The organism is Pseudomonas sp. (assembly GCF_049653025.1).
Taxonomy (GTDB): domain Bacteria; phylum Pseudomonadota; class Gammaproteobacteria; order Pseudomonadales; family Pseudomonadaceae; genus Aquipseudomonas.
This window is the reverse complement of record NZ_JBASFM010000009.1, coordinates 1-15225: the sequence shown is the minus strand read 5'-3', so window position 1 is coordinate 15225 and position 15225 is coordinate 1. Positions and strand designations below refer to the sequence as shown.

The window sequence follows — 15225 nt, the reverse complement described above, 5'->3', positions numbered from 1 at the left end:
CTATGAGCCTCGATAAGGAAGCCTTACGGCAGCGGTTATTGGCAAGCTTTCGCGAGGAGGCGACGGAGCGGCTCGCGGTGCTGGCCGACGGCTTGGCCAATTGGCGTGAGGCCAGTGCGACGACAGAGTCCATCGAGTCGCTGTTTCGGGAAGTGCATAGCCTGAAGGGGGCATCACGCGCTGCTGGGCACACGGATATCGAGAAGATCTGCCACGCCTGGGAAAGCCTTATGGGGGCTGTGCGCCGCGAATTGCTGGTGCTGACCCCCGAGCTGATCGACCTGTGTCGGCATGCCTTGCGGGCGGTTCAGGACCTGCATGCCGGTCAGGTGCTGGCAGATGACGAACGGATGCAGCTGATCGGGAGCTTGGAGGCTGCCGCGCTGGGGGGGGCATTCAGTCTGCCAGAGCCGAAGGCCAGCGCCCCAGTGATGCTGCCCGACCCGACAACGGTACGGGTTTCTACCCAGCGTTTGGACATGCTGTTGTTTCAAAGCGAGTCTCTGCTGCAGCACCGGCTTGAGGCTCAGGCTCACGCCCGTAACCTGAAGGCGCATGCGGCAGCCTTTGAGCCGCAGCGGGCCAAGCGTCTACTCAGTAGCGGGGCGCTCAAGCAATGCACAGACATGCTTGATGACCTGCCGCTGGAGGCGCGTGATGCCCTGAGAGGCGTACTGGATTACCTCGACTGGAGCCTGATCCAGGCTGACCGCCTGCACTTTAGCGCCACGCGCTTGGAGAAGTCCGCTGCGCACCTGGCATTGGGGCTGGCGCAGCTGTCGGAAAGCCTGTTCAACGAATTGCAGGCGGTGATGCTGTTGTCCGGTAGCAGCCTGGTCGAGGGGCTGCCGTCGATGGTCCAGGACATCGCGCTGTTGGCAGGAAAACGCGCGGAATTGAGCGTGCGCGGTGAAAGCCTGCAAATTGACAAGCGCATCCTCGACGAATTGCGCACGGTGCTGACGCATCTGCTACGCAATGCGGTCGACCACGGCCTGGAGATGCCTGAACAGCGGATCAGAGCCGGTAAGCAGCCTGTCGGTCAGCTGCAGGTTGAGCTTATCCAGGAGTCGGCGGATCGCTTTGAACTGCGTGTCAGTGACGATGGCAGCGGTATCGATACTGCCCAGTTGAGGGCGAGGGCCCTGGCCAGTGGGAAATTGAGCGCCACACAAGCCGAGGCGATGGCTGAGCGCGAGGCCTTGGGGCTGATCTTCACCTCGGGGTTGTCCACCAGCGCCTTCATTACCGATCTTTCTGGCCGTGGCCTCGGCATGGCCATCGTGCAGGAAGTGGTCGAGCGCCTGGGTGGGCGTATCGAGCTGGAGTCGGCCCAGGGCCGAGGAACCTGCTTTCACCTGCATTTGCCCCTCAGCCTGTCGACCTTCCGCGCGGTGATCGTGCGCAACGCCGAGCGGATTTTCGCCATTCCGGCACTGGCGGTGGAGCGTTGTGTGCGGCTGCCGCTCAGCGCGATTAAGAACCTGGAGAACCGCCCGACTGTGGTGCTGAGTGATGAGGTTCTGCCGCTCTGGGCCTTGTCCGATGTGCTGGGCCTGGAACACCTGGAAAGCACGGCCGAGGAATTGACTTTACTGGTGCTCAAGGTCCGCGGTGAGCGTTTTTCCCTGCTGGTCGATGAGCTGCTGGGTGATCAGGAAGTCATCGTCAAAGGGCTTGGCCGGCAATTGCTGCGGGTGCGCAACCTGCTCGGTGCGACCGTGCTGGGTGATGGCCAACTGGTGCCTATCCTGCATCCGGCCGACCTCTATCGCAGTGCAATGGAAAGCCAGGCTTCGAGCCTCAACCAGCAAGGCCAGACGGAGGGACGCAACGCACAGCAGCGCTTGTTGATTGCCGAGGACTCCTTCACCTCCCGCGGCCTGCTCAAGGCGATTCTGGAGGGGGCTGGCTACCTGGTGACCACCGCCAATGATGGCCTGGAAGCATGGAATTTCCTGAAGCAGGGGCAGTTCGACCTGCTGGTGTCGGACGTAGAAATGCCGCGTTTGGATGGCTTTACCCTGACCAATCGGGTGCGTGCCGATCGTGAGCTGGAAAGTCTACCGGTGGTACTGGTGACGGCCCTGCATTCGCCCGAGGATCGGGCGCGTGGCTTAGAGGCTGGCGCGAATGCGTACTTGGTGAAAAGCGGTTTCGAGCAAGACAGCCTGCTGGATGCCATTCGTCGGCTGATCTGACCCGGCGCGTGAGTGTGAGCGGCGGGAGTATCTGGTTCGTTGGTTGAGCCCATGTGCAATGGGCGGTGCTTCTCGGAGGGACGGTAATGCGCGTATTGATAGTCGACGACTCGGTGGTAACCCGCATGTTGCTCCGCGCGGTGCTCGAGGCCGAGGGCTACCAGGTAAAGGAGGCCAGCAACGGTGAACAGGCTCTGCAAATTCTGCTTGTCTATACTCCCGACATTGTCACCATGGATGTGCATATGCCTGGTCTGGATGGATACGAAACGACTGCGCGGATACTCGAGCGCTACGCTCTACCGGTGGTGGTGGTGACGGCAAGCGCAGATCCCTATGCGTCTGCCACTGCCATGCGTGCGCTTGAGGCAGGTGCCCTGGCTGTCCTGGAGAAGCCGTCGGGGCTGGGCGCGCCTGATTTCAGCGAGCGCATTGATGAATTGCTGCGAACTCTGCGTAGCATGTCTCAGGTCAAGATCGTCAGGCGTCTGCGCAAGGCTGGCGAGCCGATGCGGCAGCAGAGCGCTCTGCAGCTGTCTGGTCTGGCCTCTAGCAGACCGCAATTGGTTGCCATCGCGGCCTCTGCCGGAGGGCCGGTGGCAATCAAGAGCATTTTGCAGGCATTAAGTGCACAGCAGCCCTGGGCGCTGGTGCTGGTGCAGCATATAGCGCCAGGGTTCCTGCAAAGCTTCTGCGAGTGGCTGGCAACCTTTGCTCCCGGCCCCGTCGCCGTTGCCGTGGACGGGCAAACACTGGTTCCTGGCACTCTCTACTTGGCTCCAGAGGGGCTGCATCTGGGCTTTTCAGCCAATCGCAGTGTGCTTTTTGACGATGGCCCGCTGGAAGAGTATGTCCGACCATCGGCGGACTACCTGTTCCGCTCTGTAGCCAGGCAATTCGGTAAACAAGCCATCGGTATCCAGCTTTCCGGGATGGGGAAAGATGGGGCCAAAGGCATGCTTGAACTCAGTCGCACAGGTGCTTTGACCATTGCCCAGGAGCCTAGCACCGCAGTGGTCGACTCGATGCCGTTAGCCGCCATCGAGCAACGGGCCATCGGTAAAGTGTTGCCCCCTGAGGGTATCGCGGCACTCCTCAATGCGCTCGCTGCGCAATCTGTTTCACAGGACGCTTAACCGGCTGGAGGGACATGAGCCATGTACACCAATGCCGAAATCCTGGTGGTTGAAGACAGCCCGACCCAGGCCACCGAATTGCAGTACATGCTTGAGTCTGTCGGTTGCAAGGTGCGCGTCGCCCGCAATGGCCTTGAAGCACTGGCGTTTATCGCCGAGAGTCGTCCGACCATCGTCATCAGTGACATCGTGATGCCGGAAATGGACGGTTATGAGCTGTGTCGGCAACTGAAGAATGCCGCTCAGACCAGGGACATTCCGGTGATTCTGGTGACATCGCTGGCGGACGCCCGTGATGTGGTCCACGGGCTGGCTTCTGGGGCCGATAACTTCATCGTCAAGCCGTTCGACGAAAAGTACCTGATGTCGCGCATCCGGTATTTCCTGGTGAACCTGGAGTTGCGCAGTCATGAGCGCGTGCAGATGGGCGTGGAGGTGGTGCTCGAAGGTGAGCGTCATTTCATTACGGCCGGGCGTCAGCAGATTCTTGACCTGCTGATTTCCACCTATGAGCAGGGTGTACGCCTCAATCATGAACTGCAGGCCAAGCACGATGAGTTGACCCGCACCAACTCGCTGCTCAATTGCTTGTTCCACTTCACCACGGGGCTCACGGACGCCAAGAGCGAGCAGCATGTGATTGATGCCGCTTTACGGCGCATTCTGGAGTTTCCCGATGCCGTGAGTGCCTGGTTGTTGATGGCCGATGCCTGGAGCCCAACTGACGAGGTCAGTGTCGTCGGTGCGAGGTGGCGGGGCGGTGGTGATTCTTTAACGAAGCTGAGCGCCTGCGCGGAGAACTGTCCATGCCGGCATGCCTGGTTGAGCGATAAATTAAGCCAGCCGACTAATATCGCGAAATGCCCGGCGCTCGCCGAGCAGCCCGGCGATGGCATACATGCCAGCATTCCACTGCTGCTCAGCAGTGAAATCATCGGCATGTTGAATGTGGTGCAGAGTGGTGGACGTGCCTGGTCTGATGAATCGCTGCAGGCCTTGGCATCGATAGGCCGTCAACTCGCGATGGCGCTGGGGCGTGTACGTCTGTTCGAGAGCATGGAACAGCTCGTGGCGCAGCGCACCGAGGCGCTGGCCGAGAGTGAAGGTCTGCTGCGCAAGATCCTCGACAGCTTGCCGGTCGGCGTCATGGTGACCGACCAGCAAGGCCGGCTGATCATGAGTAATCCGGAAAGCAGCGCCATTTGGGGCGGCACTCACTCGGCTGGCCTCGAAGGCTTTAGCCAGTACCGTGGCTGGTGGGCCGAAAGCGGCGAGCCGATCACCGCCGAGAACTGGTCGATGATGCGTGCGGTGCGGCACGGCCAGGTCTCACGCAATGAAGTCATCGATATCCAGACCTTCAAGGATGTGCACAAAACCATCCTCAACTCTGCGGTGCCCTATCACGACGTGAATAATGTGATTCAGGGGGCCATCGTGGTCATCCAGGACATCACCGAACAGCGTCGTCAGGACCTCGAGAACCGTACGCGGACAAGGGCGGTAGAGGCCAGTGTGAATGCGGTGATCATCACTGACAATGAGCAGCCTGATCAGCCGATCGTCTATGTCAACCCGGCCTTTGAACGCATCACCGGCTACTCCTCTGTCGAGGTGATGGGGCGCAATTGCCGTCTTCTTCAGGGCGATAACCATGCCCAAACAGAGCTGGAGAACATTCGTCGGGCGTTACAGGGGCAAGAGGAAGGGCGCGCCTTGCTGCGTAATTACCGCAAGGATGGCTCGGAGTTCTGGAATGAGTTGACGGTTACTCCTGTGGTCAATGACCGGGGCAAGGTCAGCCACTTCGTCGGCATCCTGCACGACATCACCGAAGCTAAGCGTTACCAGGAAGAGCTCGAACATCAGGCCAACCACGACAGCCTGACAGGCTTGCCTAACCGCAATCTGCTTAACGACCGCATCAGCCAGGCGATTGCCTTCGCTTCGCGCAGTAACTCGCGGTTCACGCTGGCTTTCATGGATCTCGATAACTTCAAGGTCATTAACGACAGCCTGGGCCACAGTGCCGGTGATCAGCTGTTGAGCGAGGTGGCGGCGCGCTTACGGGTCTCTGCCCGGCCGATCGACACAGTGGCCCGTTTGGGGGGCGATGAGTTCATCATTCTGCTGGTCGACACCGATCAGCTTGGTGAGCAGATTGGCTGGCTCGAGCGCTTCAAACAAAGCATCGCCATGCCGGTCATGCTCGGTGAGCAGGAGGTGGTGGTCAGCTGCAGCATTGGATTCTGCTGTTTTCCCAGCGACGGCCGCGATACCGGCACGTTGTTGCGCAATGCCGATACGGCGATGTACCAAGCCAAGCACCAGGGCCGCAACCGCATCTGCGCCTTTATGCCAGAGATGAATGAGCAGGTGCAGAGGCGCTTGTCGATCGAGCGCGAGATCCGCCATGCCATCCAGACCCATGAGTTCATGGTCGTCTATCAGCCACAACTGGACCTGCAGAACGGTAACCTATGCGGTTTTGAGGCCCTGGTGCGCTGGCATAAACAGGGCTCTATAGTTCAGCCTAATGACTTTATTCCGCTCGCCGAAGAGACCGGCTGGATCGTGGCCATCGACTTCTATGTGTTCGATGTGGTCTGTAAGCAGCTGACCATCTGGAGCGAGGTCTTCAATCAGGGCTTGTGCGTTGCCGTCAACTTCTCCGCAATCAGCTTCAGCGAGGTTAATTTCGTCGAGCGCGTTCTCAGTACCTTGAAGGCGCATGCCATTTCGCCGCATTGGATCAAGATCGAGCTGACCGAAACCATCCTGATGACGAATGCCGATGATGCGTTGCAGAAGATGCAGGCGATGTGCGGCCAAGGCATCCATTTTTCCATCGATGATTTCGGTACGGGGTATTCATCTCTTGGCTACCTGAAGCGCTTTCCCTTCAATCAGTTGAAGATCGATCGCAGCTTCATTATCGATGTGCTGACCGAGCCCGACAGTGCTTCGTTGGTTCGCTCGATGATTTCCATCGGCCACAACCTTGGAATCAAGGTCATCGCCGAAGGTGTGGAGCAATCTGAGCAGCTGAGTTTTTTACGGGCCGCCGGGTGTGACGAGATGCAAGGGTATTTCTATTCGCCACCGCTACCGCCGCAGGCGTGCGTGCAGTTCTTGCAAGACGGCTCGGCGTTTACCTTGCCGAAAAACGTCCTCGATGGAGTCGAGCGCTATCTGCTGATCATCGACGATGAGCCCGACCACCTCAAAGAATTGCAACGTGCCTTGCGCCTGGAGAACTACCTGGTACTGACTGCCAGTAGCAGCACCGAGGCACTCAAGTTGATGGCGACCAACCCCGTCGATGTGGTGCTGGCAGACTTTTACTTGGCCGATATGAGCGGGGTCGAGTTCTTGCAACGTATCAAGACGATCTATCCGGACGTTATCCGCATGATGTTGAGTGGTGCCATGGAAGTCGCCAGTGTTCTGAAGGCGGTCAATGGGGGCGTCATCTACCGCTTTATCACCAAGCCCTGGGAGCCAGAAGACTTGCGTAACCAACTACGCGAAGCTTTTTTGCAGCGTGAGTTGCATCGCGAGAATAAGCGCATGCGCCAGCAATTCGGATTACCACCGCGCTGAGACATGTGCGCGCCTGTCGAGCGAGGGCTAGGCAGCCTCTAATAATGCTGCGCTCTTGCGAGCAAGGCCGCGCTTATCCTGCCAGCTTTTCGACACCCAAAGAAAAACCCCTGAAAAACGCTAGGTTCTTCAGGGGTTTATTTGGACCGGATTCACCTTATCTCGACAGCTAAGCTAATGATGATAAAGGGATTATTCAGTTATAAAAAACCATGGGATACATGGAGGGATGCATTTCCCAGGCTGCTGGGGCGTTTTCTGCTACTTCCGCTGGCGCTGGGCCCCCTCACTTCCATGGATACCAGCTTGGGTATCTGGCTTGAAATAATAGCCAATTCGAGCATATGAACCGCCGTTGTGCTTTTCATATAGGTGGGCAGTCCAGGCTCAGCGCCATCGATGATCAAGGTTTTTCCAGCGGCTCAGGTATGAAGCCTTGCTCCCTGAGGGACTTGATTACCCCCCGAATTAGATAGTTGTTTGAGAACCCGATCGTGTACTGCCTCGCCCCAGCGTTGAGCGGCAAGAGCATCCCTTGATCTACTAGCTTTTTGATCAGGTACGTCCGTTGATTGCTCGACTGCTGAGGGAGTACGGCTGCTACATCTGCAGATTTCACGATCTTCAATTTTATTGCGGCCGACAGTACTGTCTCTTCTGTTTCAGTGATCCACTCTCGTTCCCGTGCGAAAGCCACAGCAGGGGCGAGTATGCATTTGGTCAGATAGGCATAGTCTGTGAGGCGGTCAACTTTCTCCAGCTCATCACGAATGCCTTCCAGCACGTATGTGCACCATTCTTCTAGCCCTTCCTTTGTCCCTTTGTCAGCAGTGGCAAGCATTGCGTAATAGCGCTCACGATCGTTGCAGAACACAGCCGTAGGGTTCAGCACGCGCCCGCCTGTGCTGACATTGAAACCATATTTCATCAGGAGCGCGTAGGTTAGCAGCCTGACCACGCGGCCATTGCCATTACCGAATGGATGTATCCATCCAAATCTATGGTGAGCCAGCGCTACCTTCATGAGGTCATATTTCGGGGAGTCTTCGCGATTCACGAAATCGACAAGTTCTTGCATATAAGCCTGAACCTGGATGAAGTCAGGCGGCAGGTGATCCGATTGGGATATTCGGACACCTCCACTGCGATAAGCGCCGGGCGTTTTATCGCCTTCACGCACCAGGTCGTCCACGGTCATTGCGTGTAGCTCTCGAATCGTCTGCTCGGTCAGCACAGCGCCTTGTGTCATGACCTGCTCGATGTAGTCCATCGCCTTTTCAATATTGGCAACCTCGCGCAACTGGTCCGTGTCTTGAGCCTTACCGTCTACTTTGCTGTCTATGTAGTCCGCTAAAGTCGTGTGGTTGCCTTCTATACGGGCAGAGCCAAGGCTTTCCAGCGCATGGAAAAGCGATTTGAGCTGGTAAAACACCTGCGGTGGCGTATCGCCTTCAAGCCTTAGGCGACGCAGATGCTCTAGCTCGCTCAGTACATCAACAAGACCCGAGTCAAAGGAAGGATTGAGAAGCTCAAGATCGTGGTGGGTAAACGTAGGCATATAGAAAAATATCTCAAGCTGGCCGACAAGCTATCTGGAAAAATACCAGTCTGACCGACGTGGTTAGCGGTGTGCGCTCAGCATACGCCAAACATTATCTAGAATTTAGCCTTAAGCTAAGTGAAATATGGAGAATAATTAAATGAGATATCTCGGAAGCTAGCAGGGCTCCCCTGGCCGTGTACCAGCACTCCGTCATAGCCAGCCTTGTAACCTCCGCTTGATAACCAACTGGCTCCACGCAATCGGTACTCAAAGTACGCACTGCTAAGCAATGGATTCCATGCGTATCACTCCATGCATATCAGCCATTCGGTAGGCGCTCCGGTCATGTGGGGGCATACGGCCACATTGGTGTAATCGAATATCGTTCGACGGGGTAAGGCTGATCCTTAGCGCTCAGAGATCGAATAGTAGCGATTTCATAGTGGCTGACCAATCGCGACACTTTTTCGACACGCAAAGAAAAACCCCTGACTTTCTCTAGGAAAATCAGGGGTTTATTTGGTGGAACCGGGGGGGGATGTGTCCTAACCCCTCAGAGTCCCGCAAAACCCAGTGTTTCCAGCGCTATTCGCCGATCACTTGGATTTGGTAGATATCGTGCCGTCGGTCTGAAGTCTAAGCATCGCTAGGGTTTTGTAAAGCGTTTTCCGGAGTATCCAATCCGCCCCATTCGTGATGGCATGCAAGCATCCAGATGACCATCTAGGTTCTCGGTTCAAATCCCTAAAAGGGATCTGAATTGGTGCTGCAAGCTGCGTAGCTTTGTAACCACCTTCTAGCTGCTATCACAACAATTTTGGCCTCCCCGCCGCCGGCATGCAAACGCCGTGTGCCTGTATGAGTATTGATCCGTCTGCTGCATAGCCACCACCGCGTGGGCATAATAGTGGCTACCTGCTTTTTGTCGCTCTAACGCACTGCACCGGGCCGCCCCGAAAGGATTCGAATGAAGCATTCCGATTTATGCCTCAAACCGATACATGAACTGCTCACCGATGAGCATGGCAACCCAACACAATTCTGGATTCCCGCCTACCAGCGCGGCTACCGCTGGAAGCCCCTGCAGGTTACCCAGCTGCTGGAAGATATACGTGAATTCAGTCAGCGCCGTAACCCGCAGCCTGAAGACTTCTACTGCCTTCAACCACTGGTGATCAAGGCAACTGAGCACGGCACATTCGAGGTGGTCGATGGTCAGCAACGGTTGACCACGCTGCTATTAATTCTTCGGCATTTCAATGAGCGGTTGGCGGAAAGGTACCGGCAGAAGTTTTTTACCCTCGACTACGAAACCCGCCCGCAACTGCTGGCGTTTCTTGACGAGCCAAGTGAGGTCAGTGCCGACAGTAATGTCGATTACTTCTACTTATTCAATGCCATCCAAACAATTGAGAGCTGGTTCAGCAACCGTGCCCACGAAGTCGATGAGATCAAGTCGGCACTACTGAATAAGACACGCGTCATCTGGTTCGAGCTGGCTGCTCAGGACAACGCAGTAGATGCTTTCACCCGTCTGAACGTGGGCAAAATTCCTCTGACCAATGACGAGCTTATCCGCGCCCTGTTCCTCAAGCGCAGTGATGTTAGTGAACCAGCAACTGCCGCCCGGCAATTGAAGATCGCTCACGAATGGGATCAGTTGGAGAAGGCCCTGCAGGCGGACGAGTTCTGGTACTTCCTCTGCAACCAGCAAAGCCGACCTCAGAACCGCATTGGCCTGCTGTTCGAGTTGGTGGCCAAGGCCGAGGGGCTGGGCCATGTGTTGAACCAAGACGAGCACGGTATCTTCGATGTCTACAGTAAGAAACTCCAGGTTTCCGGCGCTTCATCGAAGGAATGGCTGCGCATCAAGCAGACCTTTATGATGCTAGAGGAGTGGTTCGAAGACCGCACTCTTTACCACATAGTCGGCTTCCTGATTCATCAGGGCATGGATGTTGCGGACATCTGCGAACTGTCGCTACATACCACCAAGAGCGCATTTGAGCGCAAGCTGCGCAAGGAGGTGTTTGCCCGCACCATTTGCGACAAAGACTTGGATGTTCTGACACCCGAATCGCTGCATGCGTGTATCAGCGAACGTCTCGAAGAGCTGGAATATGGCCGCCATTCGTCGAGTATTCGCTCGCTGCTGTTGCTGTTCAATTTAGCCACTCTGCTGGACAGCCCGCGCTCCAACCTGCGCTTCCAGTTCGATAGTTTCAAGAACGGTGAGTGGGACATCGAGCACGTGCGCTCGATTGCCTCCAGTCGACCCTTACGCCCACATGACCAGGTGAGCTGGTTGAACTTGTGTGCGGGCTACCTGGCAGGCCTGAAACTTGAAGACCAAGTGGCGCAGATTAGGCCGCTGTTAAACAGCATTCATGGTTTTATCGAGCAATCAAAGAAAGCCTATTCGGACGAAGCCTTCGAAGCGTTGTACAAAAAGCTACTGGCCTACTTTCAGGAAAACGATGAAGCCCCGACCGACCATGGAATCTGCAACCTGACCCTATTGGATAAAGGCACCAACCGCAGTTACAAGAACGCCGTGTTCGCGGTCAAGCGCAAGGCGCTTTTGGCGCTCGACCAGTCGGGGATCTTCGTGCCGCTGTGCACCCGTAATGTCTTCCTCAAATGCTACAGCCCGCAGGCCGATAACGTGATGTTCTGGAGCAAGAGCGACCGTGAAGCCTATCAGGCGGAGATCACCCGAGCTTTGGTGTGCTTCTTCAGTGCAACCCAGGAGATTACCCAATGAGCGAGTCTGGAAGTCAGATCACTCTGAAACAGCTGCTGAGCCGCCACCAGCGCATCCAAATCCCGATGATCCAGCGCGACTACGCTCAGGGCCGCTCGGCCGCCGAGGACGTACGTGAGGAGTTTCTTAGAACCTTACAACAGGCATTTGCGTTGGCCCCAGATGATGGAGCTCTGCCCCTGAACCTGGACTTCATCTACGGTAGCGTCGACGTTGATGGGCCGGCCCGCTTCCTGCCTCTCGATGGCCAGCAGCGGCTGACCACCCTGTTTCTGCTCCATTGGTACCTAGCCTGGCGCGACGGATGCCAAGCCGAGTTTAAGCAAGTGTTCTGCGAGGGTGACGGATCGCGGTTTTCCTACAGCGTACGCCCGAGCAGCGCCGAGTTCTTCGATGCGTTGGTGCACTTCTGGCCAGAGCGCGAGGTCTCCGATGGAGCTTCACTGGCCAAGCTGATTACCAACCAGGCTTGGTATTTCCGTTACTGGCGCTTGGATCCGACTATTCAGTCCTGCCTGACCATGCTGGAAGCTATTCACCAGCGCTTTTCCGGAGTCACGGGGGGCTATGCGCGGCTTATGGACGAACGACAACCGGTGATCACTTTCCAGCTTCTGGATCTTGAGCATTTCGGGCTTTCCGATGACCTATACATCAAGATGAATGCCCGGGGAAAACCGCTGACGGCCTTCGAGACATTTAAGGCCCGCTACGAGCATGAGCTCAAGGGCCAGTTCATCGACGAGACCAGAGACATCAGCGGTCAAACCTTCACCGTCGCCGATTTCTTCGCCCGTCGTATGGATACCCGCTGGGCCGATTTTTTTTGGGCGTATCGCGACAAGGAAACCCACCTTTACGACGATGCGATCATGAACTTCTTCCATGCAGTGTCGTTTGTTTGCCGCGATCCGGGGGCGTCCGCCTACCTGGAGGATATCAGTACCTTCAGATTCAAACCTTTGAAGTCAACCTACGCTCTGTATCACAAAGGTGGATGGCTGGAGCGCGACTTCTCCGCCACCCTTATGTTGCTGCTGGAAACTTGGAGCTCCCAAGATAATCAGTTCACGCCGGTGTTGCCAGACAACCCATACTTCAACGAAGCGGCTATGTTCCAGCGCCTAGCCAGCGACCCTGCAACTCTGGCCTATACCGATCTGGTGCAGCTGTTTGCCTACGTCGCTTTCCTGCGTTCTGCCGGCGATCAGCCCGAGACACAAGCACTGCTGGAGTGGATGCGTGTGATCTACAACCTGTCGATTAATTCCAGCTACGAGCGTCCCGCCGATATGCAGCGCAGCCTGCTGGCGGTACAGGGCCTATTGCCGTATGCCGGCGACATCCTTTACTACTTCGCCAGTAACGAAAAGCCGACTTCGGGTTTTTACTTGCAACAGGTCAGCGAAGAGCAGCTCAAGGCCGAGTTGTTGTTGGCCCATAGTGGTTGGCGCGAGCTGATCGAACGGGCGGAGCAGCATGGCTATTTCAAAGGCCAGATTGAGTTCCTGTTGGAGTTTAGTGGTGTCTTGGCCAAGCGGAGCAAGGCAGGTATATCAAGGTGGATGCCCGGCGAGCACCTTGTGCTGCAACAGCGGTTTTCCGGATACCTGGACAAGGCGGAAAAGATGTTCAATGCGCGTGGCCTGAGTAGCTTGGCGGACTTCCGATGGGAGCGTGCCCTGTTGTCATTGGGTGACTACTTTTTGCTTAGTGGCTCTAACTATTCGTTCCTGGTCAACTCGGTGTCGGAGCAAGCCAGTTGGAAGCGGCTGCTACGCGGTGGTGCCGGGGAAAATGTGCAGGAGGCGCGCGCGGTTTTGCAAAAGTTGTTGGCGCAGATTGATCTTGATGCTCCGCTTGAAGGTCAACTGGATGAGTTGATTGCCAATGCCGAGGAGCTTGAGCCTTGGCGCCAAATCATGGTGGATACGCCGGCGGTATTCCGCTATTGCGGTGAACATGCGCTGCGTTGGGATAACGACCGAATTTACCTGCTCAAGAAAAGTCGCATGAGTGGGATGCATGCCGAGTTGTTCAGCTACCACTTGTTTACTCAGCTTGACGCGGAGCAAATGCAGAAAAAGCTCTTGCCTCTGAGGTTAGATGACTACCAGTCAGTCAGTGGCTCGGAGTTTGAGCCGAGCCTGGATTTGGTGCTCACATTGCGGGGCTGCAATGTGTATTTCTTAATCTATTCACTCTCAGGGCGTTTGAGGGTTCAAATATCTCGAAAAGAGATGAAATCCGTACCTGACCTTGAGGAATTGTTAATCACTACCTTCAAGTTTGACGTGAAGAAGGAAACCATCACACTAGATGTTCCACGAGAGCGTATCCACACAAGGCTGCGCGCCATGGCCCGAGCGTTCAAGATCTTAGATGCATAGGGCGAGCGTTGTCAGCGATTCACTGAGAATGAAGAGCAGAGGGGCGCGCATTACCGTACTAAAAAGCTTCCGAGAAAGTCCCTGGCCTCAACTGAGGCGTTTTATTTCTACGTCGGGTCTGATGGCTGTATAACTACAGCTTCCTAATTTGTATCTGCTCTACTTCGTAAGCAATAACTTGGAACAGGTTTCCTGTTTTAACGGATTTCACGAAATATTCTGGCTTTCGGGCAAACCAAGAAGTCTGAATGTATTTATTTCCATCCTGAACAACCTCGTTCCGAGCATGCCTAACGGCGTCTTCCAAATAGCAAATTAACTCACCATTCCAACTATAAAGAGGAACAATTTCCCTCTTGTTATCCTGACCCTCATAGCGAAAGCTGGGATTGTTTATTTCAGCAACAGACTCTTCTATGGTATTGAAATCTAGATGATAAAGGGGGCGGGTATATCTAGGGCCTAGACACTGGCTTACCATTTCTTGGCCCGAAATCTTGATAAAGCTCCGCGCATCAAGGGAGTTTATACCTACAATCATTTCTCCTTCTTCAAGGTAAGGCTTCGTTGAGAGCACAACACCGACAGCGAAAAGATCATGCAATTTTATTAAGCACACTAACCCCATGGTGTCGCTGCTTGCCAGTACCAGATAATGCGTACGACTGTCCAAGTCTAGGAACTGATTGAAGGGATCCCAGATTTTATCCTGTAACCCATTCCCGATCTTGACGTAATCAAGTACGTCGTCGTAATTGGCGTCACGGAGTATCTCGGAAGCTCTTATCGCTGCATCATCCTCGAAGTAGCTCGGAAGAGAGTCGACTGCAAACTCGTAGGCGATTTTCAGCAAGCCAATTTTGAACTTATTAATATCAATCGACCATCGACTTGTGTATGCGGATTGATCAAGCTCTAGTGTTTTTTCACCTCTGACAATCGCTTCTGCTGGAATTTTCTTACGCGCAAGCGTTTTGGCGACGATCTGATCAATTTTCCCTTCATCTTTCGGATCGACCGAAATGCTCAGGAGAATTTTTCCATCTTTCTCTCCCCACTGAATCTCGGGAGCTTGGTACAGCTCTAGGGTACCGTCGCTTCCTACCTCTAACCTGGCTTTTTTTGTAGGTGAGTCCTTCCCTACAAAGGTACCAGCAAATGGGTTGGGGATTTTTCCAGACTTCCCAGCAATCTCTTGCCCAAATCGGTACAGCTCAGAAAGCTTGTGATTGACTAGCGGCGAATCAACTTTTTCTCCAAGTTTAGAGTTACAGTCTATACAAACGCTATAGATATGATAATAACCACCCAGAGAGTCAGGGATTACGTGCTCGTCGTTAAAGCAATTCTGCGATTTTTCGTTCCTGCAAATAATGCACTTCATTAATATTTCTTCCATGCAACTTCCTTGATGGGGCTGTCGGAATCGCCCCAGGTTTTCTAGACACTCTCCAGGCTCTGGTGGACTACCCCCGCTCCGGTAGACATCCCCGGCCTATGCTTTGAGCATAGGAGGAAGTCTATGAGCACCCAACGATTTACCCCGGAATTCAAGGCTGAAGCTGTCAGGCAGGTCGTTGACCGAGGA

At 55.2% G+C, this 15225-nt stretch carries 7 protein-coding genes; 5 read left to right on the top strand and 2 right to left on the bottom strand.

Annotated features, from left to right (window positions below; genetic code table 11):
• Positions 1-2 precede the first annotated feature (2 nt).
• The 3 genes from WBK23_RS09105 (at position 3) to WBK23_RS09095 (ending at position 6940) form a co-directional block, all read left to right on the top strand.
• Positions 3-2201, top strand: coding sequence for a hybrid sensor histidine kinase/response regulator (locus WBK23_RS09105; RefSeq protein WP_424483660.1), 2199 nt, complete (start codon positions 3-5; stop codon positions 2199-2201).
• A gap of 86 nt (positions 2202-2287) precedes the next feature.
• A complete protein-coding gene (locus tag WBK23_RS09100; protein ID WP_424483659.1) occupies positions 2288-3337 on the top strand; it encodes a chemotaxis protein CheB in 1050 nt (349 codons plus the stop codon).
• A 45-nt stretch (positions 3338-3382) separates the two neighbouring features.
• The gene (locus WBK23_RS09095) at positions 3383-6940 is read left to right on the top strand and encodes an EAL domain-containing protein (protein ID WP_424483658.1); all 3558 of its coding nucleotides are present in this window, start codon (positions 3383-3385) and stop codon (positions 6938-6940) included.
• Positions 6941-7343: 403 nt separating this feature from the next.
• Here WBK23_RS09095 and WBK23_RS09090 read toward each other — a convergent pair whose 3' ends face one another.
• Positions 7344-8498 (bottom strand): Fic family protein, encoded by a 1155-nt coding sequence (locus WBK23_RS09090; RefSeq protein ID WP_424483657.1) that lies wholly within the window; start codon positions 8496-8498, stop codon positions 7344-7346.
• A 952-nt stretch (positions 8499-9450) separates the two neighbouring features.
• Here WBK23_RS09090 and WBK23_RS09085 point away from each other — a divergent pair.
• Together WBK23_RS09085 and WBK23_RS09080 are read left to right on the top strand one after the other, a co-directional pair.
• The gene (locus tag WBK23_RS09085) at positions 9451-11247 is read left to right on the top strand and encodes a GmrSD restriction endonuclease domain-containing protein (RefSeq protein WP_424483656.1); all 1797 of its coding nucleotides are present in this window, start codon (positions 9451-9453) and stop codon (positions 11245-11247) included.
• On the top strand, positions 11244-13637 hold the full coding sequence (locus WBK23_RS09080; RefSeq protein ID WP_424483655.1) for a DUF262 domain-containing protein: 2394 nt from the start codon (positions 11244-11246) through the stop codon (positions 13635-13637). The genes WBK23_RS09085 and WBK23_RS09080 overlap by 4 nt, the downstream gene beginning before the upstream one ends.
• Before the next feature lie 133 nt (positions 13638-13770).
• Here WBK23_RS09080 and WBK23_RS09075 read toward each other — a convergent pair whose 3' ends face one another.
• Complete coding sequence (locus tag WBK23_RS09075) at positions 13771-15036, bottom strand: HNH endonuclease (protein ID WP_424483654.1); 1266 nt, start codon at positions 15034-15036, stop codon at positions 13771-13773.
• Positions 15037-15225: the final 189 nt, after the last annotated feature.